The organism is Olivibacter sp. CPCC 100613, assembly GCF_036959255.1.
Lineage (GTDB): Bacteria > Bacteroidota > Bacteroidia > Sphingobacteriales > Sphingobacteriaceae > Olivibacter.
In genome coordinates this window covers 52,024-77,396 of record NZ_JAWMTI010000002.1, presented here as the reverse complement: position 1 = coordinate 77,396, position 25,373 = coordinate 52,024, and the positions used below count along the sequence as shown (strand labels likewise).

Below are 25,373 nucleotides of genomic sequence, written 5' to 3'. Positions count from 1 at the left end.
TTATAAGTAACAGGAAGTATGAACTTTAGTTTAGCATGGTGAAAATATTTCCTCCTTTCTTTATGGCATCGATTTGCTTCAAATAGGGGCTGCTCAAATAGCGCGGTTTTATAGGGATTTTTGATAATAATCCTCTGAAAGTCAATTCGTTAATTACTGGAATATAATCTTGACGAATTTTACCGATCAGCAAAGGTGCGATATCATTGTCTTGTTTAATATATTCAATTAAATTGAGTAATCCTTTCAGATACACGGCGTCTTTAGTGAGCCCACCACCGCGATAGACACGCATGGTAATATGAAAGGCGGTTTCAGGTGTAAAAAAGTATTTGTCTGTTAATAGAAAAAACGTGTCCACAAACGAATTTCCGGTAATCATAGAATTGACAGCGACTACACGTGCTGCCAAAATACGCAAGCGTTCGTTTGTTAATCCACCGCTTAAATATTCAGCAAATACGGCTAGGCCCTCTTGCAATTGCTCATAACCGGGTACACCAATGTAGAAAAGTTTGAGCGGCTGCGCTTTGCCATTATAATAAGTGACTACATGGGTTCCAATCTCGTGCTGGATCAGTGCGAAAGCACGTTGCTTCGAGATCTGGTAATTTTTGTTGACATTAAGTATACCACGGGAGACCATAACGCCGTCAACATCATCGCGTACACGTACAGCGGTTAGAATAGAGGCGTCCTGCTGCTTGAGCCACATTAGTTCGTCTTCAGCCATGTGAGCAAACTGTTGCGCATCCAATAAGTCCTGATTCGCTTGCTCCGGGTCTGGTTCAGCAGCAACAAGAATGGCACGGGCAACATCCAAGAGATGCTCGTCTATATTACCGAAGACTTGTAAGCTGCTGTGCATAAAATCCGGTTTTTCTCGTTCTAGCATCATATTAAGCATCCTGTCTATTTCCTTTCGCTTATCCCTAAAAAGGAAGGCGATGGTGGGGTCAGATATGTCCTCAATGGGTAGGTTATATATTTTTCGTTTAATCAATTCGGGTTCTATGGGCATCGGACGGTAGTGAAAAACCGGTGCCTTCAAATAGTTGCTATCTTCAAAGTTTTTCCATGCCTCATTCGTATTAATTGGAGTTACCAGTAAAAGAAAATCGAAAAGATTACTGTATTCTGCCAATTCGTTGTCGATCGTCCAAACTTTATCGTCCAAAACGGTTGTGCCTAGCATTTCAAAGTGCGTCGCATTATAAGAAGTATTCGTACGTACAAATTCAAATAGGCTCTTGCGTAATGATTTACCGAAAGCTGCGCGTAATTCGCGCATAAATAATGGGTAGGGTTTACCCGTTTTAATATCATTGTAAATAGGTGCTATTTCTACTCCAACCAATACAATTTCGGATTGTTTTGCTGTATTTTTATCGATCAGTGACGAAAGCCCGGGCGGGGCTACGGACGTTTTTTGTTTATCAAGTGATGCCGTGATTTTTTGATTACCGATCAGCAATGCATTTAGCTCTTCGGTCAGCTTGGTCGCCATACTCAATGTCCCTTTTTGATTGATGTGGATTGTGAATGCCTGACCATCCAATTTTTCCTGATGCCAAACCTCTACCAGTATAAAGCCACCAAATTGATCCGCTAAATATTCCGTGATGAGTTTCAAAAGTCCTGCTATTTTACCTGTTTTATAGTCGAATGTGATTAAATAAGAAGATTCTGTTTTAGCGAGGTTATATGTAAAATTGTCTTTACCCTTTTCCGGTACACGATAGACGAGAAGAAAAGGAACAGGTTTATCAATCTTGAGTAGACCTTTATTAGGTAGGGAAAGTCTGATCGCTTCGCCCTTTTTCAACTTATCACGAAGCTGATTTAAAACCTTTTCTTGTTTTTTCTCCATATTAATTTCCTTCATCTATTTTACAGATTGAAGTTTCGTGAGTTCATTTTCCAGTAAAGGAATGCTCTTTCGTAACGCCGCTCGAATGTCCATCAGATAGTCAATATCGACGCGGCCTGTCCATTCATCCATAAAAGTTTTTTTAAATTCAATCGACAATACACCACCATATTCACCGAATGTTGAGCAAATCCAGTTAGAAAATGCCCCACCTTTAAATTTGACATTTTCCCTGACATCAGGAAGATGATCCTGAATCATTGTTTTCGAAAGTACATCTATAAAGGTGTTTATAATGGGACGCCATTTGGGCAGGTTATTGATTGTCCCAATATTTATTTCCGGATTCTTGCCAAGCGGCGCTTTTTTATGAGGATCCTGCCTTCGATGGTTGTAAGTATGAATATCGAGTACGATAAAATAACCATAGTTTTTTATAAGTTCTTGCAATAACTTCTTTACCGCCGAATAGAAGTTATCGTAATAAGCCAGCATCTCTTTTTCTTGCTTCGTTGTGATTTCCGTAGCCCATACCCTTAGTCCCCACGCCTCATCAGGTGAATGGTAAATAGCGCGATCTCTCGGTCGATTTAAATCCACTATGAATCTGGAATAATCGACAAGAATTCGATTGACGGGCAAATTGATCATCTCTGCCGTATAAGGATCTTCCTCGTGCATGCGTTCATTTTCAGCTAAAAACATCTTGGATCGAAGCACCGGTGGTATGTAATGCCCATCGTGGATAGCCGTTGCGACGATTGGGCTTTTAACGCGTTCTATGTGAATTTGAAATTTCATTTTAGTTTAGTGAAATAACAGCTAAAAGAAAGCATTGTTTCATCTTGTATTCTTAGCATGAAAACCATTACCTTTAGCAGCGTAGCTTAGGAAAATAGAGATCATAGAAAATAGTAAAATAGCTAACGTTAGAAAAACCATTGTAATGAAAATATTTGCAAATCACGTATACACAGGAGAAACCGTATTAGAGAAACAACTAATCACCTGCGAGAAGGGGCATATCGTTGCAATCAACCAAGGAAATGCAAAAGACGCAGATGAAGTTGTTGAGCATATCGCACCTGGTTTTTTTGATATCCAAGTAAATGGGGGAGCGACCTACCATTTCACCGCACATCCTCATGAAGACTGTTTGTCAGACATAGAAGAAACCTGTTTGGCTGACGGAACTGCCTTTGTGCTGCCAACGCTTATTACTTCTTCCATGGACAATATTTTAATGGGTATTGAGTCGGTAAAAAACTATAAAAAAAAGCATCCACAGTCAGGTATTTTAGGAATGCACTTGGAAGGGCCCTTTATTAATCCGGTGAAGAGGGGGGCACATCTATTAAAATATATCAGAAAACCGGAGAGAGCTTTAATTGAGGAAATTATAAAATATGGAAAAGATACGATTTTACAGATGACTCTTGCACCGGAAGTATTTGATCAAGATATGCTTGCGCTTCTTCAAGACTCAGGAATTGCGTTAGCGATAGGTCATACCAATGCCTCATTCGAAGAAGCAAATCGTGCTTTCGACCAAGGCGTTAAACAGGTGACACATTTATTTAATGCAATGTCTCCATTCCAACATCGAAGCCCTGGCGTGGTGGGCGCAGTGTTAGCGGATGAACGCGTTTATGCACCGATTGTGTTAGATGGAAGGCATGTTGATTTTGCAGCGGCTGCCATCGCTTATAAACTAAAACGGGATAAATTTTTTTTAATTTCTGATGCCTTATTTCTCGGAAAAAAGAAGACCCATTTTCAGTGGGAAGAATTTGATGCAACACTGAAAAACGATGAATACGTCAACAGTGAAGGGAATTTGGCTGGTGCTAATATTTCTCTCATGGATGCGGTTCAAAATGCCATTAAGCACTTAGGTGCTTCCATACAAGAAGCCATTGAAATGGCAACACGTCGCCCTGCCGAAGCTGTAGGTCTTCATCATCGTATTGGGAAAATTGCACCAGGTTATCCTGCCCGATTTACCGGTTTTGATGCTGCATTGCAGCATGCGCGCGTTTTATATTCAAAAAAACCTGAATAAGACTCGGCAGCGAACAACTCTTCGGCATTAAATTACGAATTTAGCGCGCGCTATTTTTTTTTAAAAACCTGATAATAAATTGTTTGTTTAGTAGGAAGGTGTTGTTGTTGTAAATGGATATAGTCCGCTAATCGTTATTTTATATCCATATATGTATATTTGTCTTCTATATGGAAAATACCATGCAACCGATACATGAGGGATCGAGAAAAGAAGTGATGACCTATCTTGAGCCATTTATGCTCAATGAGATGAGTGAATATTTGAAGCCCGTTGAACAAATGTGGCAACCAGCTGACTTTTTACCAGATGCCTCTCGAGATACTTTTTTTCAAGAGGTGAAGGATTTGCAAGATAGCGCAAAGGAGCTGCCCTACGATTTGGTCGCGGTTTTGATAGGTGACACGGTAACGGAAGAAGCGTTGCCTACCTACGAATCGTGGTTAACAATGGTGGAAGATGTTGAAAAGCATGAGCAAGGTGGTTGGATGAAGTGGGTTCGTGCATGGACAGCGGAAGAAAATCGACATGGTGATCTTTTGAACAAATACATATACTTATCGGGAAGAGTTGATATGAGGCAATTCGAAATTTCTGTGCAGTATTTATTGCAGGATGGTTTTGATATTGGAACTGGCCGAGATCCCTATAGAAATTTTATTTATACCTCTTTTCAAGAACTTGCTACCAATGTTTCGCATAGACGGGTTGCCGGTTTAGCGAAACAATCAGGAGACAAATTGTTGGCAAAGATGTGTGGTGTCATCGCTTCAGATGAGGCTCGCCATGCAAAGGCCTATATGTCCTTTATCTCTAAAGCAGCAGAAGTTGATGCTAACGAAGTGTTAATTGCTTTTGAAGATATGATGAAAAAGAAAATTGTAATGCCAGCTCATTTTTTAAGGGAGGCGGGTGAACCACAGGGTGAACTCTTTTCACATTTTTCAGATGCCGCCCAACGGTTAGGTGTCTATACAGCACTGGATTACGTAGACATTCTGAAAGATCTCTTGAACGAATGGAAACTAGACGCCATGTTGAATTTGAATGAAGCGGGAGAGCGCGCTAGAGATTATTTAATGCGTTTACCGGACCGGTTAATTCGCATTGCTGATCGAATGAAAGATCCGGTGAAACAATATAATTTCAAATGGATTCATGGGGATCGATAAAACCTCTTTGAAAGAAGAGAAAAAAGGATCTAACGGACGATGCTGTTAGGTCCTTTTTTGTTTAAAAATTGAGCAATCGATTGCGTTTTGTTTTTGATATTAGTAAACTTTGTTTGTTAATATTAAAATATTAGTTTAGCCTTTCGGATTTTAAAAACATTCAAATGAAGAAACTAATCAGCGTAATCGTTCTACTCGTCTCCTCTTTTGTGTTAAATGCCCAGGTCAAGCATGTTAAACATATTATCCTTATCGGTTGTGATGGCTTTGGGGCCTATGCTTTACCTGAAGCTAATATGCCAAATCTCAAAAAGCTCATGGAAACAGGAGCTTGGACATTAAAAGCCAGATCCGTACTGCCGTCATCAAGCGCGGTAAATTGGGCTTCCATGTTGATGGGGGCGGGGCCAACATTACATGGTTATACGGAATGGGGAAGCAAAACCCCCGAAATACCTTCCATTTATACGACACATTATAAGCTATTTCCAAGTGTTTTTAGTATCATTCGAGATCAGCGCCCTCATGCATATACCGCCGCCATATATAGCTGGCCAGGTATTGGTTCCCTAATAGAAAAGGAAGCAATAAATAAGGTGTTTCCGGCGAATGACGATGAAGAAATTTGCTTGGAAAAAGCAGTAGAAACCATTATTGAAGATAAACCTTTGTTCACGTTTATTCATTTTGACGAGCCGGATCATACCGGACATCATATAGGTCATCGTACACCTGCATATTATGAGGCGCTTCATAAGGTGGATGAGCGCATCGGAGCAATTGTAGCAGCCGTACAGCAAGCTGCGATTGCCGAAGAGACGGTTATTATTGTTTCGGCTGACCACGGCGGAAAAGACAAGGGGCACGGTGGAAAATCGTTGGATGAAGTTCAAATACCTTGGATTATCAATGGTGTGGGTGTTAAAAAAGGGTATGAGCTATCCGATCCGATTATTACCTACGACACAGCAGCAACGATTGCTTGGATCCTTGGTTTGGAAGAACCGAGGGCATGGCGCGGTAAAGCAGTCACAGAAGCGTTTGTCAATAGATGATCGAAATTGGGTCGGCCTATTTTTTTAGTAATCGAGAGGACTTTCGTATATAAACTGATAGTTTAAATCTGTGATTAGTTTCTCCGAAGAAACGAGTTTGTGCTCAAATGGTCGGTTTTCAAACGAACTAGGAAGAGCAAAACCATATTTTTTGACCATTTGAAGAATGATTTCTTTTTTCTGTGGATGGAACGGCGAGACCGCATTATAAAGCTTTCCATGTATACCCTCATCGTATAGACTTAAAATAATGGCGTGGATATCTTCCACGTGGATATAATTTGCAAATTGGCTACCTACCTCGCATCGCTTAGCGCTAAAGTGCCTGCCGGGAATACGATTATCACCGAAAATACCCCCTAGTCGTAAAATATTTAGTTGTGCAACCGCGGTAGTAAGTATTTGTTCGGCCCGATACAGCTTTGGATCGAGCAATTGATTTGGTATATCCATTTCACCAATAGGATGTGGTGACGTCGGATAAATACCAACTGAACTTAAATAAACCATCGACTTTGCCCGGATTTTTTGAAGAAACTGACTCAGACTCTCGAATTTTTTTATACAGTTAATAAAATCCTCACGTTTTTTGGCAGGAACACTAATTAGTACAATATCAAAAAGTTGATTGCTTACCGAATTCTCCATCTCCGGAATCGGTTCCTTACTGAAATCCAGCAAAAAAGCGCGAACACCTAAATGATTTAAGGTATTTATTTTAAAATCAGAAGTAGTTGTAGCCGTTACGTCAAAGTCAATGGTTATTAGTTTTTGGGCAAAACGAATACCTACCCACCCGCAACCAATGATGAGTGCTTTCTTTTTTGATAACATATATAGATTTTGAAACTTTATTGATAATGTTGACGGCAAAAATAAAAATAAAGTCTCAAATGTTATCTGTGTGCAAACTCATACGCTCGTCAGTTTTTACTTTTTTCATTTTCTGTTCGGGCACCGGAATCGGCTGAACGTCCGCCGGCATTCGGTAGCCCTTGGTGCCGTTTTAATATTTTTTGATCTTTGAAAGCTTTATCGGCCGTTGTAGTTCCGACAAAAGTGGTTTTTTGGGTGACTGATTTTTGTCCTGCCTTCATATTAAAGCTCCTTTCTTTGATGTTTAACCTGATTTTGTTTTTGAATAACAGGTTGTCCGTCCAGTTTGTTTAACAAAATATAAATTGATCGAGCAATCATTAACCTTGTAAACTAGGGCTTAAGATTTTGGTGCTTTCTTTTGTCGGGAGCGAGCGGATTGATAAAAACAAATATTTACATAGGAAATAATTACCTTTGCCCTTATTATGGGAACGCTACTAGATTCAGGAATAAAACCTTACAACCATTACGGTGCCTATCTAAAAAAGAAATATAATGATAAGCGTGTTTTTAAGATTATTGTCGATGGCAATTTTACATGCCCCAACCGAGATGGGAGTAAAGGGTTTGGTGGTTGTTCTTATTGTAATGTTGATTCCTTTACACCGGATAGTGCTCGTAAATTGCCCACTATTAGAGAGCAGGTAGAACAGGGAATAGAGCGAGCTATTAAAAGCTATGCTGCCGAAAAATTTGTTATTTATTTTCAGCCGAACACAAACACTTACGCGCCCGTACATTATCTCAAAGCTATGTATGACGAAGCATTAAGTATAGCACCGGAAAACGTAGTCGGACTATCCGTTGGTACACGGCCAGATTGCATTGATTTCGAGAAAATAGCCTTACTGGAAAGTTATACGGATCAGCTCGATGTAGATTTGGAGATGGGAATGGAATCAATTTACAATGACACCTTAAGTCGGATTAATCGAGGATGTTCGCACGAAGAGCTCGAAAAAGCGCTCAATTTGGTGCAAAACAGTCCGATGGACATTTGTGTTCACACGATCTTTGGCTTTCCTTGGGAGACGAAGGAGATGATGTTGAAATATGCCGAAGAGATCAATCGTTTTCCACAAATAAAATTCGTGAAATTACATCATCTGCATATTGTGGAGGGATCCATTATGGGAGTTCAATATAAGCGCAGCCCTTTTCCACTCTTTAGCTTGGAAAGCTATACAGATTTTCTGTGTGAATTTATTCCACTATTGCGTCCTGACATTGTCATACAACGACTTTTTGGTTTAGCCGATCAAGAATTATTAATCGCCCCGAATTGGGGACTGGGAAAATCAAGTATCCAAACCTACATCGATAAGCAATTGGAGAGGAAAGGTGCAATACAGGGATCGCAATATACAGAGATTTCAAATTCTGCTAATACGTTTTAAATTGATTTAGTCGCATTAATTGAGTTGTTTTTAAAATCCAAAAATGTATATTCGTAGCGTACTTTCAATGCGTATTGGAATAAAACTATATTAAACGTACTATTCATGAGTAATATCCAAACCTCTTCCTCCGGCCAGCGCTATTTGGTGCCGTTGATTACCTTAACGATCTTATTTTTCATGTGGGGCTTTATCACTTGCATGAATGATATTTTAATTCCCTACTTAAAGCAGTTATTCAGTCTGAGCTTTTTCGAGTCTATGCTGGTGCAATTCTGCTTTTTCGGCGCGTACTTTATTGGGTCGTTGATTTACTTTATTGTATCTTCCAAATGGGGTGATCCGGTCAATAAGATCGGTTATAAAAAATCAATCATCGCAGGGATTATATTGTCGGCAATAGGATGTGTTTTGTTCTGGCCTGCGGCTACTACTTCTCTATACGGCTTGTTTTTAACGGCACTTTTTGTATTGGGTTTAGGCTTTACGATTTTACAGATTACTGCGAATGCCTATGTTTCCTTATTAGGCCCCGAAGATGGCGCTTCGAGCCGACTTAACATGACACAGGCATTTAATGCATTGGGAACTACCATTGCACCTGTATTGGGTGGGCACCTTATATTCGAGTTTTTTGCCGATGGCGATTCAATCAGTCCACAGGCTACGCGTATCCCTTATCTTATTTTTGCGGTCATTTTATTGTTGGTAGCGCTCTTTATCTCGACCGTAAAACTGCCTTCTTTCGAATCAAGCGACGAAGAAAAAGATGTTAAAGGACTTGGGGCATTAAAATTCACCCATTTGCGCTTGGGGGTTTTAGGAATTTTTTGTTATGTTGGTGCTGAGGTGGCGATTGGTAGTTTTATTATCAGTTTTCTTGAACAGGAACAAATAATGGGTTTCACGGAATCTATCAGTAAAAATTACCTTTCACTTTATTGGGGTGGGGCAATGATTGGACGATTCTTAGGAGCTATTTATCTGAATCACAATATCAATTTTTCCAAGAAACTTATTTATATGATAGGCATGGCGACACTTGTATTTTTGTTAATCTTCAGTTTAGTTGATTTAACTTTTTCACAAGTAAGCTTCTTCTTGGTATTTATTGTGCTGAATTTACTTGGTTTTTTGGTTGGAAAGGCTGCCCCTGCACGTACGCTTGCTATATTCGCCGGCATTAACGTGTTATTACTAATCTCCAGCATTACCAATACAGGCGCCTATGCCATGTATTCAATATTGGGAATTGGTATATTTAACTCCATCATGTTCTCGAATATATACACCTTATCCATTGCCGGTCTCGGAAAATATACGAGCCAAGGATCTTCATTATTAGTTATGGCAATTTTAGGAGGTGCTATTGTCCCTGTCATCCAAGGGGCGTTAGCTGATTATCTGGGCGTTCAACTATCATTGATCTTACCGGTTATTTGCTATGTTTACATTTTTGGTTTTGGTATCTACTGTTCGAAAAAACTTAAGAATGTTGAACATACAGGACCTGTAGCTGGAGGGCATTAGCCGATTCATTTAACGATTAAATAAGTTAAGTGGTTGAGCGTTTCTTCCTATGATGATTTGACTGCTCAACCACTTAGCGACTTAACTATTTAACCACTCGACTACTTAACAAATAGTTTATTTTTCATCATTGATTTCTATCCAGTGTCCATCGGGATCTCGGAAATATATCTGATGGACACCATCTACCCTGGTTGTAACCTTTCCCTTCTTGCCAGGCCAGTCAAAATAGGTGATCTGGCGGTTTTCCAAATTGTGGATGAAAGTCTGTATGTCGTTTGTGCTAAAACACAGGTGATCATTCTTATCTCGTTCTATACCACCCTTAGCGCCTTGTATGAGGTGTAAACTACCCGCTGCACCTATCGTAAACCAGGTGTGTAAACCATCATGAAAGGGTTCTGGAATTTCCGTGAGCTGTAAAACATCCTTATAAAAAGCAGTACTTTTTTGCAAGTTTTCCACATATACGGCAATATGGTTTAATTTCAATGTGTTTTTTTGTTGGGCTCGTAGCAAACCTGTCCCGAAAAAGAAAAAACTCGCTAATAAAATTCCAGTGATTCTCATGTTAAAATTTTCTAAAAATAAAGGTCAAAAATTTTGATGTTGATTTAACGCCTTGGCAATATAAACAAATTTAAGCATAACTGATTTCTATGCCCGCGCTGGATCAATTGTTTCTTTAAAAAATCAGCTATTATTGTTTTTTTGCTATTTTTTTTAGTAAATTGCCGCTAAAAATATAGGGGATATGAGAGGTGGACATGCTGATTTGCCTTTACACTATGGGCAAGTTCCTAGGTGGTTGGCTCAAAGGATGAGCCTTTTAGGGGGAGCTATTGTAGAAGCGATTGTTTTGGAATATGGCCGAGATATGTTTCTTCGTAAACTGAGTGATCCCTGCTGGTTTCAGTCTTTAGGCTGTGTGTTAGGGATGGATTGGCATTCTTCCGGTATTACGACTTCTGTTATGGGGGCATTGAAGGCCTCAGTTAACAAAAAAGCAACAGAGCTGGGTATTTACATTTGCGGCGGAAGGGGGAAGCACTCCTTGAAGACTCCGAATGAGCTCCTCCAAATTGCGGGTATCACGGGTTTAGATGGGGATCAATTTGTAAAAAACAGTAAGTTAGCTGCAAAGGTCGATAATACGGCAGTTCAGGATGGATTTCAGCTCTATTTGCATTCTTTCGTGTTAAGTATTGACGGAAATTGGTCCATTGTTCAACAAGGAATGAATACAGAAAGCAGATTGGCAAGACGTTATCATTGGCATGCCCCTCAGGTTCATTCCTTTATGGAAGAGCCACATGCTTTTATTTACGGCTATAATCAAGGTCAGATACTGAATTTGACAGATCGAAATGCGGCACTGACGAGAGAGGCAATACTGATGATAACCAAAGAGCACCCCGACTATATTTTACGAGAAGCAAAAAAAATCGCCATGCCTTTACACCATGATGTAAGAGAAAAAGATGTCAATCTGAAACGTTTGGGAACGATATTAGCCTTAGCTCAGGACAGAGGCGTACGAAGTATGGAGGAATTACTCTTATTAGAGGGGTTGGGCCCTCGAACATTACAATCGCTCACTTTGGTTAGTGAAATTATTCATGGTACACCTAGCCGTTTTGAAGACCCCGCGCGTTTTTCCTTTGCCCATGGCGGAAAAGATGGATATCCCTTTCCTGTGCCTACAAAAATATATGACGAATCCATTGCGACTCTTCAACAGGCGCTTGATAAGGCGAAGATCGGTTTTAAGGAGCGATCAGATGCCATTAAAAACTTATCGAAGATAGCGTTACAAAAAGAAAAAGATTTTATCCCCAATCACCGATTAGATGAGTTTATTGCTGTTGAAAAATCAGATTCCTGGAAATACGGAGGAAGAACCGTTTACGGGAAGGAGCACGCACCAAAGCCAAAACAAATAAAAAACCAATTAAGTCTGTTCTAAATACTTATGGATAACGAAAAATTAGATTATACCAACTTAACGATATCAGAGGCTACCGCTATACAAAACAGGCTTCGGAGTTCTTTAACGCAGTTACCTTTATTGAAGGAAATAAAAACAATCGCAGGTGCTGACATCTCTCTTAACCGTTTTAGTGATATTTACGCAGGGATTATTGTGCTTGATTTTAATACGCTAAAGCCTTTGTCTTATTCATTGGTAAAAAGTAAAACGTCTTTTCCTTATATTCCCGGCTTTTTAGCATTCAGGGAAGTTCCGGCTTTAGTTGAAGCTTTCCGTCAAATGACCGTTAAACCGGATGTTATTATGGTAGACGGTCATGGTATTGCACACCCGAGGAGACTTGGTATTGCCGCTCATTTAGGAGCCTTAATTAATATACCAACACTCGGTTGCGCAAAGAAAAAGCTATATGGAAGTTTTGAAGAACCCTTGGCTGCCAAGAACAGTTTTAGCCCACTCATGCAGAAGGACGAATTGCTCGGATATGTTTTACGTACAAAGAATAATGTTAAACCTGTGTATATCTCACCAGGTAATCAGCTAAGCATGCATGATAGTTTACAGATTGCTATGCATTGTACAGGTTCTTATCGACTCCCCGAACCAACAAGACGAGCGCATGAATTCGTTAACTTATTTAGAACAGGTCACTTGAAAGAAGGATTCTTTCAAGTGACGAACGAAACACTTTTTTAAAATTAAGAAGGTAACTTAAAAGCTTGTCTTGCAAATAGTCGCCAATTTCCATTATGTTTTTGGAAAACCAATAACACACCGATTCTTACTGTGCCAGGTTTACCCCCATCATTGGTTTTTCCACTCAAGGTATGATGAACGGTAGCTATATCGCCAGAAATGCTAATAGTCTGATCACTTAAGTCGATGCTTACAAAATCAGATTGTCCTGATGTAAGACTTTCTATAAAAGCTGCTTTATTTTCGTACTTGCCACTGGAGTGCCAATAACTTAAATTATCAGCCGCTATTGCATCGAGCGCACCTTGGTCGCCACTGATCAACGCTAAGCGAAGATCTTCTACGGCCTTTAGTAGCTGCTTTTCTTCAGCGCTTTGGCCATACGCCAAACTGCCTGATATCATCATAGTTAAGAGTAGGAGAACTTTTGGTTTTAGCATAAAGGTTTGTTTTTTTAACAAACATATGCAATTTTACCTTTTTATTCAACCTGAAATGCTATTATCACCTATTTCGCCAGTCCTGGATGATCTTCTCTTAAAATATCGGGTTTAACAGCTGAATCTACAGAATTGGTGCCGATAATATCCTCTTCTACGCTGATTCCCGGGTGAGTAGGGTGATTGTCATCTGGAAAGACATCCTTTTTTTGCACCTCTCCTGCGTTCTTTTTGCTTTTGTTATCCGTTTTTCTTTTCCTTAGTTTATCCATTGCGATTCGTTATGTTTTCCTTAAGGAACAAATCTATACCTACTCAGTTTGTCCTTTTATCTAAAATTGTTGTTGATGGAAGAAAAATAAGAAGAGAAGCATTGCCTGTTTGTAGAGAAAAACGTCCTGTTGGTAGAAAAGACAACAAAAATCGTGGCTATGCTTGCAACGTTTCAAGCAAGGTAGCGTCTTATATACAAAGAGCGTAACAGCTTAGTGAGGTGATAAAGATTATTAAAACGCTTATAATGCTCGGCCGGCAGGAAAATTTACAATTAGGAAAAAAGGAGTAACAACCGTTCATAAGCGAACGCGAAAAACTAAAAAATCGTAAAATGAAAATGTTATTAATTATTGCGCTATTGAGTACATCTGTATTGAGCGCACAGGCCAATACCATTGTTTTAAGTGATGGATCCAGCAAAAGTAAAGTCGAGAAGAACGAGCGTGAAGTTGCGGAATTGAAGCAGAAGATTAAAGTACAACTTTATAATTTGGAAGTCTTGGAAAAGCAGTTTAAGATGGCACAAGAAGCCATTAAAAATTCCAAAGGAAATCACAAAGATATTGATAAAGATTTTGAGTATTTCCACCATTTATTATTGGAAGATTCAAATGCAAATAAGGACAACAATCAAGTAAAAGTAGATGAATCTGTACAACGTCTTAAAAAGGAATATGCACGTAAACACAAAAGCAGGGCAACCGATGAGCTGAAAGAACAAAAAGCCTTAGCGACGAGCATGCAAAAAGAATTGAATAATCATATGCGCGAATGCAAATCATTGAAAGCCAAGTATAAAAAATATTTGGACGAAAATGAAACACCTGAATTGCAAAATCTAGAGAATAAATTAGAAGAAGCAGGAAAGATGCTAAAGGAAAGTACGGAAAGTAACACGGAAAATGCGGCTTACTACAGCCGAAAACTGGAAGATATCAAAAAAGCATAGCTTATTAGAAATAGCCGAAAAGGGAGCTTCGTTTGGGCTCCTTTTTTTGTAACAATATGAGGTGTAATTTGTCTAAAGGAGAAAAAAATCATGCTAATAACAACAACTCCTAATGTAGAAGGTAAAAAGATAGTAAAATATATCGGTTTGGTGAGCGGTGAAACAATCATCGGTGCAAACTTTTTTAGGGATATCTTCGCCGGAATACGGGATATCGTAGGAGGTAGATCAAATTCTTATGAGAAGGTCTTAAGGGAAGCAAAGGATACGGCTGTTTTTGAAATGCAGCAATATGCCGCATCTATCGGTGCAAATGCAGTAGTAGGTGTAGACCTAGACTACGAAACGGTGGGGAGTGGTGGTAGTATGCTGATGGTTACGGCAAGTGGGACAGCTGTTGTACTGGAATAGGAAAACAAAGTGTTAAAATTTTGTTAAAGTCTTGCTGGTTTTTGTCAGCACGATTGTTAGTCTTTATCTTTGTATCATCATAATTTAGGTTTATAATTGGTTAATGAAAGTCCTTAATCTCCCCGGTTAAGGACTTTTCTTTTTTATCAGTACTAAACTGTATTCTCACGATTTTTTACGCGTTCTGTAATTCTTTTATCTTTTGGAGTAGCATATCTGCTCGACTTTTGACGCTAAGCTTCGGGACATTGATTAGTTGGTAACCGCATAATGTATAAGTATGCTGCATCATACGATGGGTATCGACCGCTAATGAAAAATCTTGTTTTCGCTCGGTATCCTGTTGGTAGATCGCTTGCCAAGGTGGAAGAATAAAGACAACCGGATTATATCGAAAGCGTTTTACACTTTCTTCTAGATCGGAAAAAGTACGCATCTTACACAGTTTGACATAGCCAAGGACGTCTGGAATACCACGATCAAAAATAAGAGGCGTATTTACCAAGATGTTTTGTCGAAAGTTTTTTATATCTATTTCCAACATCTGTTGGGCAAATGCCGATTTATTCTTCCAAGGTAAGGCATCGCCGTTCTTCTTGACTTGCTCTTGGATTACATGCCTGCCGGATTCCATTATGGTTGAAATTCCTTCGCTATGTAGTTCTTGTAATAAAGATGTTTTACCGGAACCGGGTCCACCGGTCACGACAAAAAAATTAGTTTTATGATAGATGGATGTCGCCATGTATGGTATTTATAATGTCTATATATAATTACATTGTTAGCCTCTATGAGCTATATTTAAAATATGAATCGGATAAGGTTGTGCAGATAAGATCGTTTCGGAGATGATTGCACAGTAAAGAAAAGAAATGTGTTCTTAGGAAGCCTAAGGTATGAAAGATACGATTTTTATTTTGTTTTTCGTCAACCGTACTTATCGTGGCCTAGGTATTGCTTGCCTTGTCAAGAATAATTTTAGCCGTTACCAAGGTCTGTCCTGTGTGACGTTGTGCATGTTCAGCAGCATGAAAAAGTAGACCTATGAGGGTAGTCGGGATTTTTTTTCTCCCAATGCTTCTTTGTTCTGCCAGTGTTGCTGTATCTATTTTTTTTAGTTCTAGTATAGCTGTTGTAATGCAATTGTCGAGCTGTTTTAATAGTATTTCAATATCAATTGAATCGTTTTGAGTTCCTTCATTTCGGAGATAAAGAAACTGTTTATCTGATAAAGGCTGTTGCTTGGCATATGTAAACATACGATCTATTACGCCGACGATGTGTTGTAGATGGAAGGCGACAGAGGCTAGGTTAGCAGGTCTTTCCCAAAGAAAAGCTTTGGGAAAGTTGGCAAGTAAACTAGATAGTTCTTCTTTTACTTGCAGCAGGGCATGTGCTACAGGCTGCAACAGTGCGGGAACACCAGTAATTGGACCGCGCATCCAGACTTCTGCAACTGATTCCATCTGTTATTTAGTATGTTTGAATGATTTTTCCTGCACACGCTCACTGCTTACTCGGTGAAAATTCTGTAAAGCCATGGACGTCCTTTCCCGACCGATTTCAATAAGATAATCTGCTTTATGATAATCCCAAACACCAACTACATTTCTGGGTATGTGGACAACCATATCAGGCTTATACAAGTTAATCGATAATTCCGTGATTTTCCCAAGCATCGTAAGAATTGCTTTTTGTGTAATCGTAAGATAACCACCATACTTGCCATTTACCCCGGCCAACGAAAGATTTGCTTCTTCCGGAGCGTTTACGTTTATGGCCACCACAAGCTCGTTTTTCCGGTTTGGAAGATGGTTAAGTGGTAGTGGGTTTATCAAACCTCCATCTACGAGGATATTGTCTAGATGATTAACGGGTGTAAAGACACCTGGTATAGCGATGGAGGCTCTCACAGCGTCAAAAAAACTTCCTTGCTTAAAGCTTATTTCTTTCTGATGAAGAATGTCAGTTGATACGGCAACGAATGGTATGGGCATTTCTTCGATCAGCATATCCGGAATAAAACTCTTAATCTTATTAAAAACGCGTTCTCCTTTCATTACACCTGAACTACTCCAGGTGAAATCCATTAAATTAAAGACATCGCGTCGTTTCAGTGTTTTTAGCCACGAGGTGAAATCATCTAATTTACCCATTGCATATAGGCCACCAATAAGACTGCCAATAGAGGAACCTGCAATTGATTTTATAGCAAACCCATGTTTTTCTAATACTTCAATTGCACCAATTTGGGCAATTCCACGTGCTCCGCCGCTAGATAGTACCAATGAAATAGAAGTCTCATCCATCCTTTTAAAATAAAATGGGTATTCAAGCCAAGTCTCTAAAGGCTAATATATAGATTCTGTTTAAAAGACCGGCAAGAATTTATACAAATGACATATGGAAAATATATTTGACGGTGAAAGTTTTTGATCGATGAGCAAATAGTTCTATATTGCAGTTGACTGACTGATAATAAATAACATCGATGATTTATTGGAAGAAATTAATAGATGCTGAAAATCGGCGTTTGGCGGGGCTTGATCATCTACGAGCACTCGCTATTATTTTGGTTTTTCTTTGTCATTACAGAGCCTACGTCAGACCGGAATGGGTAAATATGATTGGAGGTTTTGGTTGGACAGGGGTTGATCTGTTTTTTGTTTTAAGTGGATTTTTAATTGGTAATCAGCTGATCCGTCAAGTACTATCTTTTGGAGCTATTGATTTTCGGGAATTCTACATCAGTAGAAGTTTTCGGATTTTACCTGTTTATTTCTTTGTTGTATCGTTATATTTTCTGTTCCCAATGATACGCGAACGAGATGGAATCGCACCTTTGTGGCAATTCCTTACTTTTACTCAAAATTTCGATCTGGATTATGGAACGGAAGGTACTTTTTCACATGCTTGGTCTTTATGCATTGAAGAGCAATTCTATTTGATACTTCCTTTGTGCATCACGTTGTTTTGGAATGCGCGTCATCCAGCCAGGGGGTTTTATCTTTTATTAACGTTTTTTTTGTTGGGGATTTTATTGAGGTCGCTAAACTGGTTACATTTTGTAGAACCGTATTATGCTAATAATATAACCGAGGGTAGATTTATCGCTTATAATAAATGGGTATATTATCCCAGTTATAACCGTTTCGATGGTTTATTAGTAGGAGTGGGAATTGCTGCCTTGGCCAATTTCTTTCCTGCTTTGATAAAGCGTATAGAAAAGTACGCAAATACATTATTTATTTTAGGGGTATTATTGCTTTTTGCTGCTTATTTATTCTTAAAAGACGATCGACTTGATTTTTGGCCTACCGTTCTAGGGTTTCCCCTGATTTCTTTTGCTTTCGGTTTTATGGTATTAAGCGCTATTTTACCTACAAGTTTTTTGTATCGGTTTAGATGGCGCCTAAGCACTTTAATAGCGACTTTATCGTATAGTATTTATTTATGTCATAAATTCGTTAATCATCTGCTTCAAATCCCTTTGAATAAATTAGCTATACCACTTGATAGTAATTGGCGCGTTCTTATCTGCGCTGTCATGGCTACACTCGTTGCGCTTTTTTTAAATCGTGTTGTTGAATTCCCTTTTATGAAACTAAAGGGATCGATGCTGAAAAGGAGGAAAAAAAAGACCGAAAATCCTGTATTGGTAACTTAATAGGTGATTTATAATCGTGGAGCTTCCTTAGTTTTTAAGAATCAATTGTTGCGACTGCATTTTCCATAAATGGGAATAAAGCGAATCTGTACTTAATAGAAGTTCTTGATGTGTCCCTTGTTCAATAACTTTACCTTTATCCAAAACGATGATTTTATCAGCACTGTAAAGGGTGCTCAAGCGATGCGCTATAACAATGATGGTTTTATTTTCCTTTTTTAGGTGTTCAATTGTGTTCAGCACGAATTTCTCAGAAGCTGAGTCCAGAGAGGAGGTCGCTTCATCGAGGATCAAAATCGCTGGATTTCGATACAACGCTCTAGCAATAGCAATCCGTTGGCGTTGACCGCCGGAAAGTGACAAGCCATTTTCGCCAATGGAGGTATAAAAGCCTTGCGGCAATGATTCGATAAAATCTATAATTCCCAGCTGCGTAGTGATATCGATGATTCGTTGCATATCAGGGGTATAATCACCCAAAGCAATATTGCTTACGACATTGCCCGAAAATAAATCGATATGTTGAGGTACAACCGATATGGTTTGGCGAAGCGAGGTGTTTTTAATATGCTTCAAGTCGTACTTACCAATGGTAATCGTACCATTCTGTACCGGATACAGGTTTTGTAAGATTGAAATGAGTGTCGATTTACCAGATCCACTCTCACCAACGATGGCTGTAAACTTTGCTTTCGGAATTGTTAATGTCAACTCATCAAATACATTGTCGCGTGTTCCATACCTAAAGGATACGTCCTTAATCTGTATGTCACCTATATTTTCCTGTGTCAGTTCAAGATCACTATTGTCTTTTTCTCGCTCCAAATCTAGGATCTCAAAAAGACGATCAGTAGCAATCATAGCATCTTGAACTGTTTTGTTCATCGTAATCAGTGAGGTAACCGGGCCTGTGAAATAACCGATAAGTGCATAAAAGGAAAGTAGTTCACCTGGTGTGATTTGATTGCTCAAAACATAGGTAGCTCCGATCCATAAGAGGACAATGGTAATCAGTCTTGAAATGAGTTCAGAAGAAGTATTCGAAAAAACCCCGTTTAAATTAGAGCGGTACCCTGTTTTCAATAGTTTTACGAAACGCGTTTCGGTTTTTTCATTCGCATAATTTTCAGCACCAAATTGCTTAATGGTCCGAACTGCATTTAGGCTTTCAACAAGTTGAGATTCAAGTTCTGCAGAATCCTCCATTAAAGTCCTCTGTGCCTTTTTATTCAATTTATTACTGATGAAATAGACCGCCAAATACAATGGGATTACGGTTAGCATAAGCAAACCTAACTTCCAGTAATAAGTGAACATCATCAAAAAAGAAAAAGTTACAATAAAGATATTTACCAAAAAGTTAATACTAACTTCATTTAAAAATACCCTGATTTTCACGGCATCATTAATTCTCGATATAACCTCGCCGACACGCATGGTATCAAAGAATTTCTGAGGCAAGGTTAACAGATGTTTATAGTATCCCAGTATAAGTTGAGCATCGATAATCTGGCCCATTTTTAAGGTGAAAACTGTCTTCGTGGCACCAATAAATAGTTGGAATCCAAGTACAACCAACATCATTGTACTCATTAAGTTTAACAGATTGGTATTCCGGTCAACCAAAACGAAATCTACGATCTTTTGTACAAAAATAGCTGTGGACAAGCCCAAAATCGTATAGACAATTGCTCCAACCAAAATTTGTATCAAGGTACCGGTTTGAGGTTTAATCAAATCCCAAAAGCGACTGGAAGCACTTGTTGTTTTTCTGCCTTTTTCAAAAGATTCAGAAGGGATTAATAAAACAAGCGCGCCGGTCCATATTTTTTTAAACGCTTCGTGCGACTTCTTATGAAGTTGGCCATCCAGCGGATCCATAATTTCAATCCAATGTTTGGTTACTTTATATATTACGACATAATGTTGCAGTACACCCTCTACTACAATATGTGCAATAGCCGGTTTAGGAATTTTAAAAAGGCTTTCAAACGGCCCTCTAACTCCCTTTGCTTCGAAACCTAATGATTGGGCAGCTTCCAAGATACCGAGCACGGTGGTTCCTTTTTTATCCGTCCCGGCCATTTGTCTTACATTGGCTACGGAGACGGCCAATTTATAGTGAGCAGCTACCGATGCAATACAAGCTGCGCCACAGTCAGTTATATCACGTTGTTTTACTCTCTTGCTCATAAGCTTGCGTTTCTGATTTGTTTAATCATATACCTATCACCGGAGTGCTATGACGCTCCTTTGATATTCGGATTTAACCAATTGTCTACCTTGTCATATAGCAATTGAAACAAAGTCCTTTCTGTGACAGAAAATCTAGCGGTAAAACTCATGCCTTTTTTGACATAGCCTTTATACCCATTTTTTAAAATAAGATGGTCTTTGTTTAATACACAGCGGACTTTAAAAACAGGTTGCTTGTCATTTAACATGACGATATCGTCTGAAATATCGATAACGCGACCAGTTAGTAGGCCCCATTGATTATAGTTAAATGCATCTATTTGGAAACGTACTTCCTGCTCCTTCTTGATCAAACCAATGTCGGAAGGGTTTATATAACAAAAAGCCAATAACGTAGTATCGGGGGAAATCTCAGCTACTTTCTGATTGGCAAAAACATAGGTTCCCTTTTGCAGACCCGCTAAGTTTTGTATAGAACCGTCGATAGGAGCTGTTACGACAAATTGTTTCTTTTGCTCATTGATGTCAATTTGCTGACTTACTAACTGTCTTAACTCGTTTTGCAATTGATTAACCTCCGTTTGCCATTGTGCCTTGTACTTTCTTGAAACCATCACTAAAGCTGAGGATGCCTGCTTATACTCAAAATCATACTTGTCATATTCAGCTGAAGAGAGCATTTTCTTTTTGTACAATTTACTGTATCGGTTGAATGTATTTTCTGCTTGATCCTTAGCAATCCGGGCATTATCAATTTCTTGTATATATTGTTGCCAGATGGCAAGATATTGACCGGATTGAAGATTTGGTGGACTGAAATCCTCATTGTTAGCCTGTCTTATCAAGACGTGAAGGTCTTTAATAAATGATCCAATTTCTTGTTGCCTTCCTTTTACCAAAAGATCTTGTTTGTTAGACGAACTGCCGTCAATGATTAGCAACGTGTCTCCTAAAGTTGTTTTTTGATTATCTTTTAAGTTAAAATAGACCAATCTTCCGTTAACCGGAATGCTGATGTCCGTTTTTTCTATTGAAGATTGTAATAGACCACTGCCTTTAACACTTATGTTTATTTTTACCAAAGGTAGCGAGGCAAATGCCAACATAAATAGTAGTAAAATGCCGAGATAGATTATCTGCGTCGTCCTTTTAACGCGTGCAGTATAAACGATGGAGGTGTTACTGATTGTTTCTACTGAATAAATAGGCATCGACATAATCCTACTGATTGGTTGTTTGATTGATTTGCTAACTAATCGGCTAATCCAAATTTATCAATACATAAAACAAGGTGCGGTGTTCGGTCGTAAATGTACTGCTCAGATATTAGCAGTCGCCTTTACGAAAGGTAACTGCTAATGTTTGTTGTTTTCTATAAAGAGAAAATTGTCTGAAGAAGGGTAGATGCTGTTTTGCCTACATACTCAAAAGTACCCTTAAGAATAGTACGCGTTCCACCTACTACAATGCCTAGTAAATCATTAACCGGGCCACCGCCTTCTACTGTTCTTAAATCAGCGGTATTCATTTCTTCAACACCGAGGTTGTTCAAATCTAATTTTTTCATAACAAAGAGATTTTGCATTTGTCCTTACTCTTCAAAGGCTTTTCAGGATACGCCTATGCTGGCCAGCACGTAACAAATATATATAATTAAATGGCTAGCGCCTCTAGGTAAAATGCTAATCGATCATAAACAGCCTGCGTGTATCTCGGTGAAAGAAGCACTTTATCTTGTTGGAATATAAAGTTTTAGGCTTTTTTTTGAGAATGACGACTAAAAAGGAAAGAGGTTGATCTTTTTGTTCAGTTTTTTCTGAATAGAAAAAAACGCACGTTGAGAATCATATATTGAACGAAAGCGCGGTCGCGAAAATAAAGTGAATTATCTAATCACTGCAGTCGTTGAACGCGCCTGATTTTTATTATAAGATAGCAGTTATCCTTTTAAGGATAACTGCCAATGGCTTTTAACACAATTATCTTATAAAGAAGAAAGTGTTTGGAAAACGGTTACTAAGGCTTTATTCACGAATTTAAATGTATCGTTTAAGACGGTTCCAACACCACCTACGAGGATATTCAATAAATCGTTAACGGGACCACCGCCTTCTACTGTTCTTAAATCAGCGGTATTCATTTCTTCAACACCGAGGTTGTTCAAATCTAATTTTTTCATAACAAAGAGATTTTTGTCGTTGTCCTTACTCTTTCATGGCTTTTCAGGATACGCCTGCGCTGACCAGCACGTAACAAATATATATAATTAAATGGCTAGCGCCTCTAGGTAAAATGCTAATCGATCATAAACAGCCTGCGTGTATCTCGGTGAAAGAAGTGTTTTATCTTGTTGGAATATAAAGTTTTAGGCTTTTTTTGAGAATGACGACTAAAAAGGAAAGAGGTTGATCTTTTTGTTCAGTTTTTTCTGAATAGAAAAAAACGCACGTTGAAAATCATATATTGAACGAAAGCGCGGTCGCAAAAATAAAGTGAATTATCTAATCACTGCAGTCGTTGAACGCGCCTGATTTTTATTATAAGATAGCAGTTATCCTTTTAAGGATAACTGCCAATGGCTTTTAACACAATTACCATAATAAATTATTAAGTGTGCTTAAAACGTTCGCTACGGTTTTCTTCACGAAATCTAATGTATCGTTTATGATGGGTACAACATCAGCTAAGAAAGTAAACAATAAATCGTTAACGAGACCACCGCCTTCTACGGTTCTTAATTCCGCAGCGTTCATTTCTTCTACGCCTAGGTTGTTTAAATCTAATTTTTTCATAACAAAGAGATTTTTGTCGTTGTCCTTACTCTTTCATGGCTTTTCAGGATACGCCTGCGCTGGCCAACACGTAACAAATATATATAATTAAATGGCTAGCGCCTCTAGGTAAAATGCTAATCGATCATAAACAGCCTGCGTGTATCTCGGTGAAAGAAGCACTTTATCTTGTTGGAATATAAAGTTTTAGGCTTTTTTTGAGAATGACGGCTAAAAAGGAAAGAGGTTGATCTTTTTGTTCAGTTTTTTCTGAATAGAAAAACGCACGTTGAGAATCATATATTGAACGAAAGCGCGGTCGCGAAAATAAAGTGAATTATCTAATCACTGCAGTCGTTGAACGCGCCTGATTTTTATTATAAGATAGCAGTTATCCTTTTAAGGATAACTGCTAATGGCTTTTAACACAATTACCATAATAAATTACGAACTGCGCTGATAAGGTCCGTTACGGTTTTACTCACGAAATTTAATGTACCGTTTACGATCTCTATAGCTTCGTCTAAGAAATAACCAAAGTCACCGTCACCAAGGAGACCACCGCCTTCTACGGTTCTTAATTCAGCAGCGTTCATTTCTTCTACGCCTAGGTTGTTTAAATCTAATTTTTTCATAACAAAGAGATTTTTGTCGTTGTCCTTACTCTTTCATGGCTTTTCAGGATACGCCTGCGCTGGCCAGCACGTAACAAATATATATAATTAATAAACTAGGATTTTGTAAGACATTAGACCAGGATTACCAGTTGATTCTTAATCAAAGGTCATGAAAGTTGAATTTTGCGTAAATAAATGGTTTTTTGCCTGTTTTTGTATCGATTTTCCATCGCTATTTATTATCCGGTCTTTTTGTTCATTTTTTTTATGAGGGTGTTCAGGCTTTTTCTGATGATCATGCAGAACGCTTTTATATGATTTTAGATTAGCCTTCGTAACGGTTAAGTAGTATGGGAAAGCATGAACAGCTATTTTGAAAATGAAGTATATTCAATTTTTTGTCTCTAATACTATTAAAAAATTGCCATTTTTAACGATCAAAAAATAACAGAGAATATGAAGGTTAAAAAATATTCGGGAGAATTGGTTGATTTTGACTTGCGAAGACTCAAAGGCTCTCTGGTGAAGTCAGGTGCATCGAGCGAAACGGTAGAACTCATTTGGGAAAAAATGAGTAAGACAATATTTGATGGTATGTCTACCCGCCAGTTATATAAACTCGCCTTTCAGTTATTAAAACAACAACGCAATTCGTTGGCTGCGCGTTATAGTCTTAAAAAAGCACTTCGTGATTTGGGACCCACGGGGTATCTTTTTGAAAAATGGGTTGCGCGATTATTTGAACATACGGATCATCAGACACTGACAGGTCTCATACTGGAAGGGAATGCGGTAAGTCACGAGGTAGATGTGATTGCACAAAAAGGGAATGATTTACTGCTAGTTGAATGTAAATTCAGGAACACAGTGGATGCAAAAGTGAGCGTTACCAATCCTATGTATTTCTTGTCTCGATTTGTTGATCTGAGAGATAAAGAATTTAATTTTTTTAATCGTCCAACTAAATTTACGCAAGCTTGGCTTGTCACCAATGCCTATCTAACCAAAGATGCTATTGAGTTCGGGAATTATTACCAGCTAAATTTGCTTTCTTGGGATTACCCCAGTGGTATAAGTATTAAAAGTCGGGTTGACAGTGCAGGTTTGTATCCTTTAACTTGTTTAACCTCCATTAATACGCAAGAGAAAGACAAATTACTCTCCTTAAATTACATACTTGTAAAAGATATTGTAGAAAAACCTGATATATTGGAACATATCGGCGCCACCACATACCGTAGAAGGAAGATTTATCAAGAAGCAGATGAGCTGGTAAATGGACTTTCAACGAATTTTGAATAAAGTAAAGGTGAAAGTGACAGACCTTTGCGTTTTAAAAAATATTCGTTACCTTGCAATGAAGATAGATAATTCTTTAATTAAGTGCCGTTAATG

General features: G+C 38.5%; 27 protein-coding genes. 11 read left to right on the top strand and 16 right to left on the bottom strand.

The genetic code is table 11. The annotated features are described in order from the left end of the window. Positions 1 to 25: 25 nt before the first annotated feature. Both RYH73_RS06840 and RYH73_RS06835 read right to left on the bottom strand, forming a co-directional pair. Positions 26 to 1,885: a flavohemoglobin expression-modulating QEGLA motif protein gene (locus tag RYH73_RS06840; protein WP_335312671.1), complete on the bottom strand. Its 1,860-nt coding sequence runs from the start codon at positions 1,883 to 1,885 to the stop codon at positions 26 to 28. Beyond that, on the bottom strand, positions 1,886 to 2,671 hold the full coding sequence (locus RYH73_RS06835) for an N-formylglutamate amidohydrolase (RefSeq protein ID WP_335312670.1): 786 nt from the start codon (positions 2,669 to 2,671) through the stop codon (positions 1,886 to 1,888). It abuts the gene before it with no gap. 145 nt (positions 2,672 to 2,816) lie between these two features. Here RYH73_RS06835 and nagA point away from each other — a divergent pair, with 145 nt between their 5' ends. From nagA to RYH73_RS06820, 3 genes are all read left to right on the top strand, one after another. After that, the gene (gene nagA / locus RYH73_RS06830; RefSeq protein WP_335312669.1) at positions 2,817 to 3,932 is read left to right on the top strand and encodes an N-acetylglucosamine-6-phosphate deacetylase; all 1,116 of its coding nucleotides are present in this window, start codon (positions 2,817 to 2,819) and stop codon (positions 3,930 to 3,932) included. Positions 3,933 to 4,102: 170 nt separating this feature from the next. Further along, positions 4,103 to 5,104: an acyl-ACP desaturase gene (locus RYH73_RS06825; RefSeq protein ID WP_335312668.1), complete on the top strand. Its 1,002-nt coding sequence runs from the start codon at positions 4,103 to 4,105 to the stop codon at positions 5,102 to 5,104. Between the two features lie 164 nt (positions 5,105 to 5,268). Further along, positions 5,269 to 6,159 (top strand): alkaline phosphatase, encoded by an 891-nt coding sequence (locus RYH73_RS06820; protein ID WP_335312667.1) that lies wholly within the window; start codon positions 5,269 to 5,271, stop codon positions 6,157 to 6,159. Between the two features lie 24 nt (positions 6,160 to 6,183). Here the strand turns inward: RYH73_RS06820 and RYH73_RS06815 are convergent, their stop codons facing one another. Together RYH73_RS06815 and RYH73_RS06810 are read right to left on the bottom strand one after the other, a co-directional pair. Next, positions 6,184 to 6,993, bottom strand: coding sequence for a hypothetical protein (locus tag RYH73_RS06815; RefSeq protein ID WP_335312666.1), 810 nt, complete (start codon positions 6,991 to 6,993; stop codon positions 6,184 to 6,186). Positions 6,994 to 7,082: 89 nt separating this feature from the next. After that, positions 7,083 to 7,256 carry a hypothetical protein gene (locus RYH73_RS06810; protein WP_335312665.1) on the bottom strand — a complete coding sequence of 58 codons (174 nt, stop codon included), beginning with the start codon at positions 7,254 to 7,256 and terminating at the stop codon, positions 7,083 to 7,085. A gap of 207 nt (positions 7,257 to 7,463) precedes the next feature. On the opposite strand from RYH73_RS06810, the gene RYH73_RS06805 reads away from it, so the two are divergent. Both RYH73_RS06805 and RYH73_RS06800 read left to right on the top strand, forming a co-directional pair. Next, positions 7,464 to 8,435 carry a TIGR01212 family radical SAM protein gene (locus RYH73_RS06805; RefSeq protein WP_335312664.1) on the top strand — a complete coding sequence of 324 codons (972 nt, stop codon included), beginning with the start codon at positions 7,464 to 7,466 and terminating at the stop codon, positions 8,433 to 8,435. 105 nt (positions 8,436 to 8,540) lie between these two features. Continuing rightward, positions 8,541 to 9,965, top strand: coding sequence for a sugar MFS transporter (locus tag RYH73_RS06800; RefSeq protein WP_335312663.1), 1,425 nt, complete (start codon positions 8,541 to 8,543; stop codon positions 9,963 to 9,965). A 117-nt stretch (positions 9,966 to 10,082) separates the two neighbouring features. Here RYH73_RS06800 and RYH73_RS06795 read toward each other — a convergent pair whose 3' ends face one another. After that, positions 10,083 to 10,535, bottom strand: a complete 453-nt coding sequence (locus RYH73_RS06795; RefSeq protein ID WP_335312662.1) for a VOC family protein — start codon at positions 10,533 to 10,535, stop codon at positions 10,083 to 10,085. 184 nt (positions 10,536 to 10,719) lie between these two features. Here RYH73_RS06795 and RYH73_RS06790 point away from each other — a divergent pair, with 184 nt between their 5' ends. Continuing rightward, a complete protein-coding gene (locus RYH73_RS06790) occupies positions 10,720 to 11,931 on the top strand; it encodes a DUF763 domain-containing protein (protein ID WP_335312661.1) in 1,212 nt (403 codons plus the stop codon). A 6-nt stretch (positions 11,932 to 11,937) separates the two neighbouring features. Continuing rightward, positions 11,938 to 12,651 carry a deoxyribonuclease V gene (gene nfi / locus RYH73_RS06785; protein WP_335312660.1) on the top strand — a complete coding sequence of 238 codons (714 nt, stop codon included), beginning with the start codon at positions 11,938 to 11,940 and terminating at the stop codon, positions 12,649 to 12,651. A 2-nt stretch (positions 12,652 to 12,653) separates the two neighbouring features. Here nfi and RYH73_RS06780 read toward each other — a convergent pair whose 3' ends face one another. Both RYH73_RS06780 and RYH73_RS06775 read right to left on the bottom strand, forming a co-directional pair. After that, positions 12,654 to 13,091, bottom strand: coding sequence for a nuclear transport factor 2 family protein (locus RYH73_RS06780; RefSeq protein WP_335312659.1), 438 nt, complete (start codon positions 13,089 to 13,091; stop codon positions 12,654 to 12,656). Between the two features lie 68 nt (positions 13,092 to 13,159). Next, a complete protein-coding gene (locus RYH73_RS06775) occupies positions 13,160 to 13,363 on the bottom strand; it encodes a hypothetical protein (protein WP_335312658.1) in 204 nt (67 codons plus the stop codon). 335 nt (positions 13,364 to 13,698) lie between these two features. Between RYH73_RS06775 and RYH73_RS06770 the strand changes: the two genes are divergently transcribed. Next, positions 13,699 to 14,316, top strand: a complete 618-nt coding sequence (locus tag RYH73_RS06770) for a hypothetical protein (RefSeq protein ID WP_335312657.1) — start codon at positions 13,699 to 13,701, stop codon at positions 14,314 to 14,316. A gap of 90 nt (positions 14,317 to 14,406) precedes the next feature. Further along, positions 14,407 to 14,727 (top strand): heavy metal-binding domain-containing protein, encoded by a 321-nt coding sequence (locus RYH73_RS06765; protein ID WP_335312656.1) that lies wholly within the window; start codon positions 14,407 to 14,409, stop codon positions 14,725 to 14,727. A gap of 175 nt (positions 14,728 to 14,902) precedes the next feature. Here the strand turns inward: RYH73_RS06765 and RYH73_RS06760 are convergent, their stop codons facing one another. The 3 genes from RYH73_RS06760 to RYH73_RS06750 form a co-directional block, all read right to left on the bottom strand. Continuing rightward, positions 14,903 to 15,472 carry an AAA family ATPase gene (locus tag RYH73_RS06760; RefSeq protein ID WP_335312655.1) on the bottom strand — a complete coding sequence of 190 codons (570 nt, stop codon included), beginning with the start codon at positions 15,470 to 15,472 and terminating at the stop codon, positions 14,903 to 14,905. A gap of 202 nt (positions 15,473 to 15,674) precedes the next feature. Further along, positions 15,675 to 16,193 carry a DinB family protein gene (locus RYH73_RS06755; RefSeq protein ID WP_335312654.1) on the bottom strand — a complete coding sequence of 173 codons (519 nt, stop codon included), beginning with the start codon at positions 16,191 to 16,193 and terminating at the stop codon, positions 15,675 to 15,677. A gap of 3 nt (positions 16,194 to 16,196) precedes the next feature. Further along, on the bottom strand, positions 16,197 to 17,036 hold the full coding sequence (locus RYH73_RS06750; RefSeq protein WP_335312653.1) for a patatin-like phospholipase family protein: 840 nt from the start codon (positions 17,034 to 17,036) through the stop codon (positions 16,197 to 16,199). 182 nt (positions 17,037 to 17,218) lie between these two features. Between RYH73_RS06750 and RYH73_RS06745 the strand changes: the two genes are divergently transcribed. Continuing rightward, a complete protein-coding gene (locus tag RYH73_RS06745) occupies positions 17,219 to 18,394 on the top strand; it encodes an acyltransferase family protein (RefSeq protein WP_335312652.1) in 1,176 nt (391 codons plus the stop codon). 27 nt (positions 18,395 to 18,421) lie between these two features. Here the strand turns inward: RYH73_RS06745 and RYH73_RS06740 are convergent, their stop codons facing one another. The 6 genes from RYH73_RS06740 to RYH73_RS06715 all read right to left on the bottom strand — a co-directional run bounded on the left by RYH73_RS06740 (position 18,422) and on the right by RYH73_RS06715 (position 23,996). Then, positions 18,422 to 20,587: a peptidase domain-containing ABC transporter gene (locus RYH73_RS06740; RefSeq protein WP_335312651.1), complete on the bottom strand. Its 2,166-nt coding sequence runs from the start codon at positions 20,585 to 20,587 to the stop codon at positions 18,422 to 18,424. 47 nt (positions 20,588 to 20,634) lie between these two features. Beyond that, positions 20,635 to 21,807 carry an HlyD family secretion protein gene (locus tag RYH73_RS06735; protein WP_335312650.1) on the bottom strand — a complete coding sequence of 391 codons (1,173 nt, stop codon included), beginning with the start codon at positions 21,805 to 21,807 and terminating at the stop codon, positions 20,635 to 20,637. Positions 21,808 to 21,962: 155 nt separating this feature from the next. Next, a complete protein-coding gene (locus tag RYH73_RS06730) occupies positions 21,963 to 22,157 on the bottom strand; it encodes a hypothetical protein (RefSeq protein WP_335312649.1) in 195 nt (64 codons plus the stop codon). Positions 22,158 to 22,574: 417 nt separating this feature from the next. Then, positions 22,575 to 22,769 (bottom strand): hypothetical protein, encoded by a 195-nt coding sequence (locus RYH73_RS06725; protein ID WP_335312648.1) that lies wholly within the window; start codon positions 22,767 to 22,769, stop codon positions 22,575 to 22,577. 412 nt (positions 22,770 to 23,181) lie between these two features. Beyond that, the gene (locus tag RYH73_RS06720; protein WP_335312647.1) at positions 23,182 to 23,382 is read right to left on the bottom strand and encodes a hypothetical protein; all 201 of its coding nucleotides are present in this window, start codon (positions 23,380 to 23,382) and stop codon (positions 23,182 to 23,184) included. A gap of 410 nt (positions 23,383 to 23,792) precedes the next feature. After that, positions 23,793 to 23,996, bottom strand: coding sequence for a hypothetical protein (locus tag RYH73_RS06715; protein WP_335312646.1), 204 nt, complete (start codon positions 23,994 to 23,996; stop codon positions 23,793 to 23,795). A 438-nt stretch (positions 23,997 to 24,434) separates the two neighbouring features. On the opposite strand from RYH73_RS06715, the gene RYH73_RS06710 reads away from it, so the two are divergent. After that, on the top strand, positions 24,435 to 25,280 hold the full coding sequence (locus RYH73_RS06710; RefSeq protein ID WP_335312645.1) for a restriction endonuclease: 846 nt from the start codon (positions 24,435 to 24,437) through the stop codon (positions 25,278 to 25,280). Positions 25,281 to 25,373: the final 93 nt, after the last annotated feature.

Bases quoted from the DNA above. Each gene is read 5' to 3' on its own strand.
- RYH73_RS06840 (WP_335312671.1), bottom strand. From the start codon at position 1,885: ATGAAGGAAATTAATATGGAGAAAAAACAAGAAAAGGTTTTAAATCAG.
- RYH73_RS06835 (WP_335312670.1), bottom strand. From the start codon at position 2,671: ATGAAATTTCAAATTCACATAGAACGCGTTAAAAGCCCAATCGTCGCA.
- nagA (WP_335312669.1), top strand. From the start codon at position 2,817: ATGAAAATATTTGCAAATCACGTATACACAGGAGAAACCGTATTAGAG.
- RYH73_RS06825 (WP_335312668.1), top strand. From the start codon at position 4,103: ATGGAAAATACCATGCAACCGATACATGAGGGATCGAGAAAAGAAGTG.
- RYH73_RS06820 (WP_335312667.1), top strand. From the start codon at position 5,269: ATGAAGAAACTAATCAGCGTAATCGTTCTACTCGTCTCCTCTTTTGTG.
- RYH73_RS06815 (WP_335312666.1), bottom strand. From the start codon at position 6,993: ATGTTATCAAAAAAGAAAGCACTCATCATTGGTTGCGGGTGGGTAGGT.
- RYH73_RS06810 (WP_335312665.1), bottom strand. From the start codon at position 7,256: ATGAAGGCAGGACAAAAATCAGTCACCCAAAAAACCACTTTTGTCGGA.
- RYH73_RS06805 (WP_335312664.1), top strand. From the start codon at position 7,464: ATGGGAACGCTACTAGATTCAGGAATAAAACCTTACAACCATTACGGT.
- RYH73_RS06800 (WP_335312663.1), top strand. From the start codon at position 8,541: ATGAGTAATATCCAAACCTCTTCCTCCGGCCAGCGCTATTTGGTGCCG.
- RYH73_RS06795 (WP_335312662.1), bottom strand. From the start codon at position 10,535: ATGAGAATCACTGGAATTTTATTAGCGAGTTTTTTCTTTTTCGGGACA.
- RYH73_RS06790 (WP_335312661.1), top strand. From the start codon at position 10,720: ATGAGAGGTGGACATGCTGATTTGCCTTTACACTATGGGCAAGTTCCT.
- nfi (WP_335312660.1), top strand. From the start codon at position 11,938: ATGGATAACGAAAAATTAGATTATACCAACTTAACGATATCAGAGGCT.
- RYH73_RS06780 (WP_335312659.1), bottom strand. From the start codon at position 13,091: ATGCTAAAACCAAAAGTTCTCCTACTCTTAACTATGATGATATCAGGC.
- RYH73_RS06775 (WP_335312658.1), bottom strand. From the start codon at position 13,363: ATGGATAAACTAAGGAAAAGAAAAACGGATAACAAAAGCAAAAAGAAC.
- RYH73_RS06770 (WP_335312657.1), top strand. From the start codon at position 13,699: ATGAAAATGTTATTAATTATTGCGCTATTGAGTACATCTGTATTGAGC.
- RYH73_RS06765 (WP_335312656.1), top strand. From the start codon at position 14,407: ATGCTAATAACAACAACTCCTAATGTAGAAGGTAAAAAGATAGTAAAA.
- RYH73_RS06760 (WP_335312655.1), bottom strand. From the start codon at position 15,472: ATGGCGACATCCATCTATCATAAAACTAATTTTTTTGTCGTGACCGGT.
- RYH73_RS06755 (WP_335312654.1), bottom strand. From the start codon at position 16,193: ATGGAATCAGTTGCAGAAGTCTGGATGCGCGGTCCAATTACTGGTGTT.
- RYH73_RS06750 (WP_335312653.1), bottom strand. From the start codon at position 17,036: ATGGATGAGACTTCTATTTCATTGGTACTATCTAGCGGCGGAGCACGT.
- RYH73_RS06745 (WP_335312652.1), top strand. From the start codon at position 17,219: ATGATTTATTGGAAGAAATTAATAGATGCTGAAAATCGGCGTTTGGCG.
- RYH73_RS06740 (WP_335312651.1), bottom strand. From the start codon at position 20,587: ATGAGCAAGAGAGTAAAACAACGTGATATAACTGACTGTGGCGCAGCT.
- RYH73_RS06735 (WP_335312650.1), bottom strand. From the start codon at position 21,807: ATGTCGATGCCTATTTATTCAGTAGAAACAATCAGTAACACCTCCATC.
- RYH73_RS06730 (WP_335312649.1), bottom strand. From the start codon at position 22,157: ATGAAAAAATTAGATTTGAACAACCTCGGTGTTGAAGAAATGAATACC.
- RYH73_RS06725 (WP_335312648.1), bottom strand. From the start codon at position 22,769: ATGAAAAAATTAGATTTGAACAACCTCGGTGTTGAAGAAATGAATACC.
- RYH73_RS06720 (WP_335312647.1), bottom strand. From the start codon at position 23,382: ATGAAAAAATTAGATTTAAACAACCTAGGCGTAGAAGAAATGAACGCT.
- RYH73_RS06715 (WP_335312646.1), bottom strand. From the start codon at position 23,996: ATGAAAAAATTAGATTTAAACAACCTAGGCGTAGAAGAAATGAACGCT.
- RYH73_RS06710 (WP_335312645.1), top strand. From the start codon at position 24,435: ATGAAGGTTAAAAAATATTCGGGAGAATTGGTTGATTTTGACTTGCGA.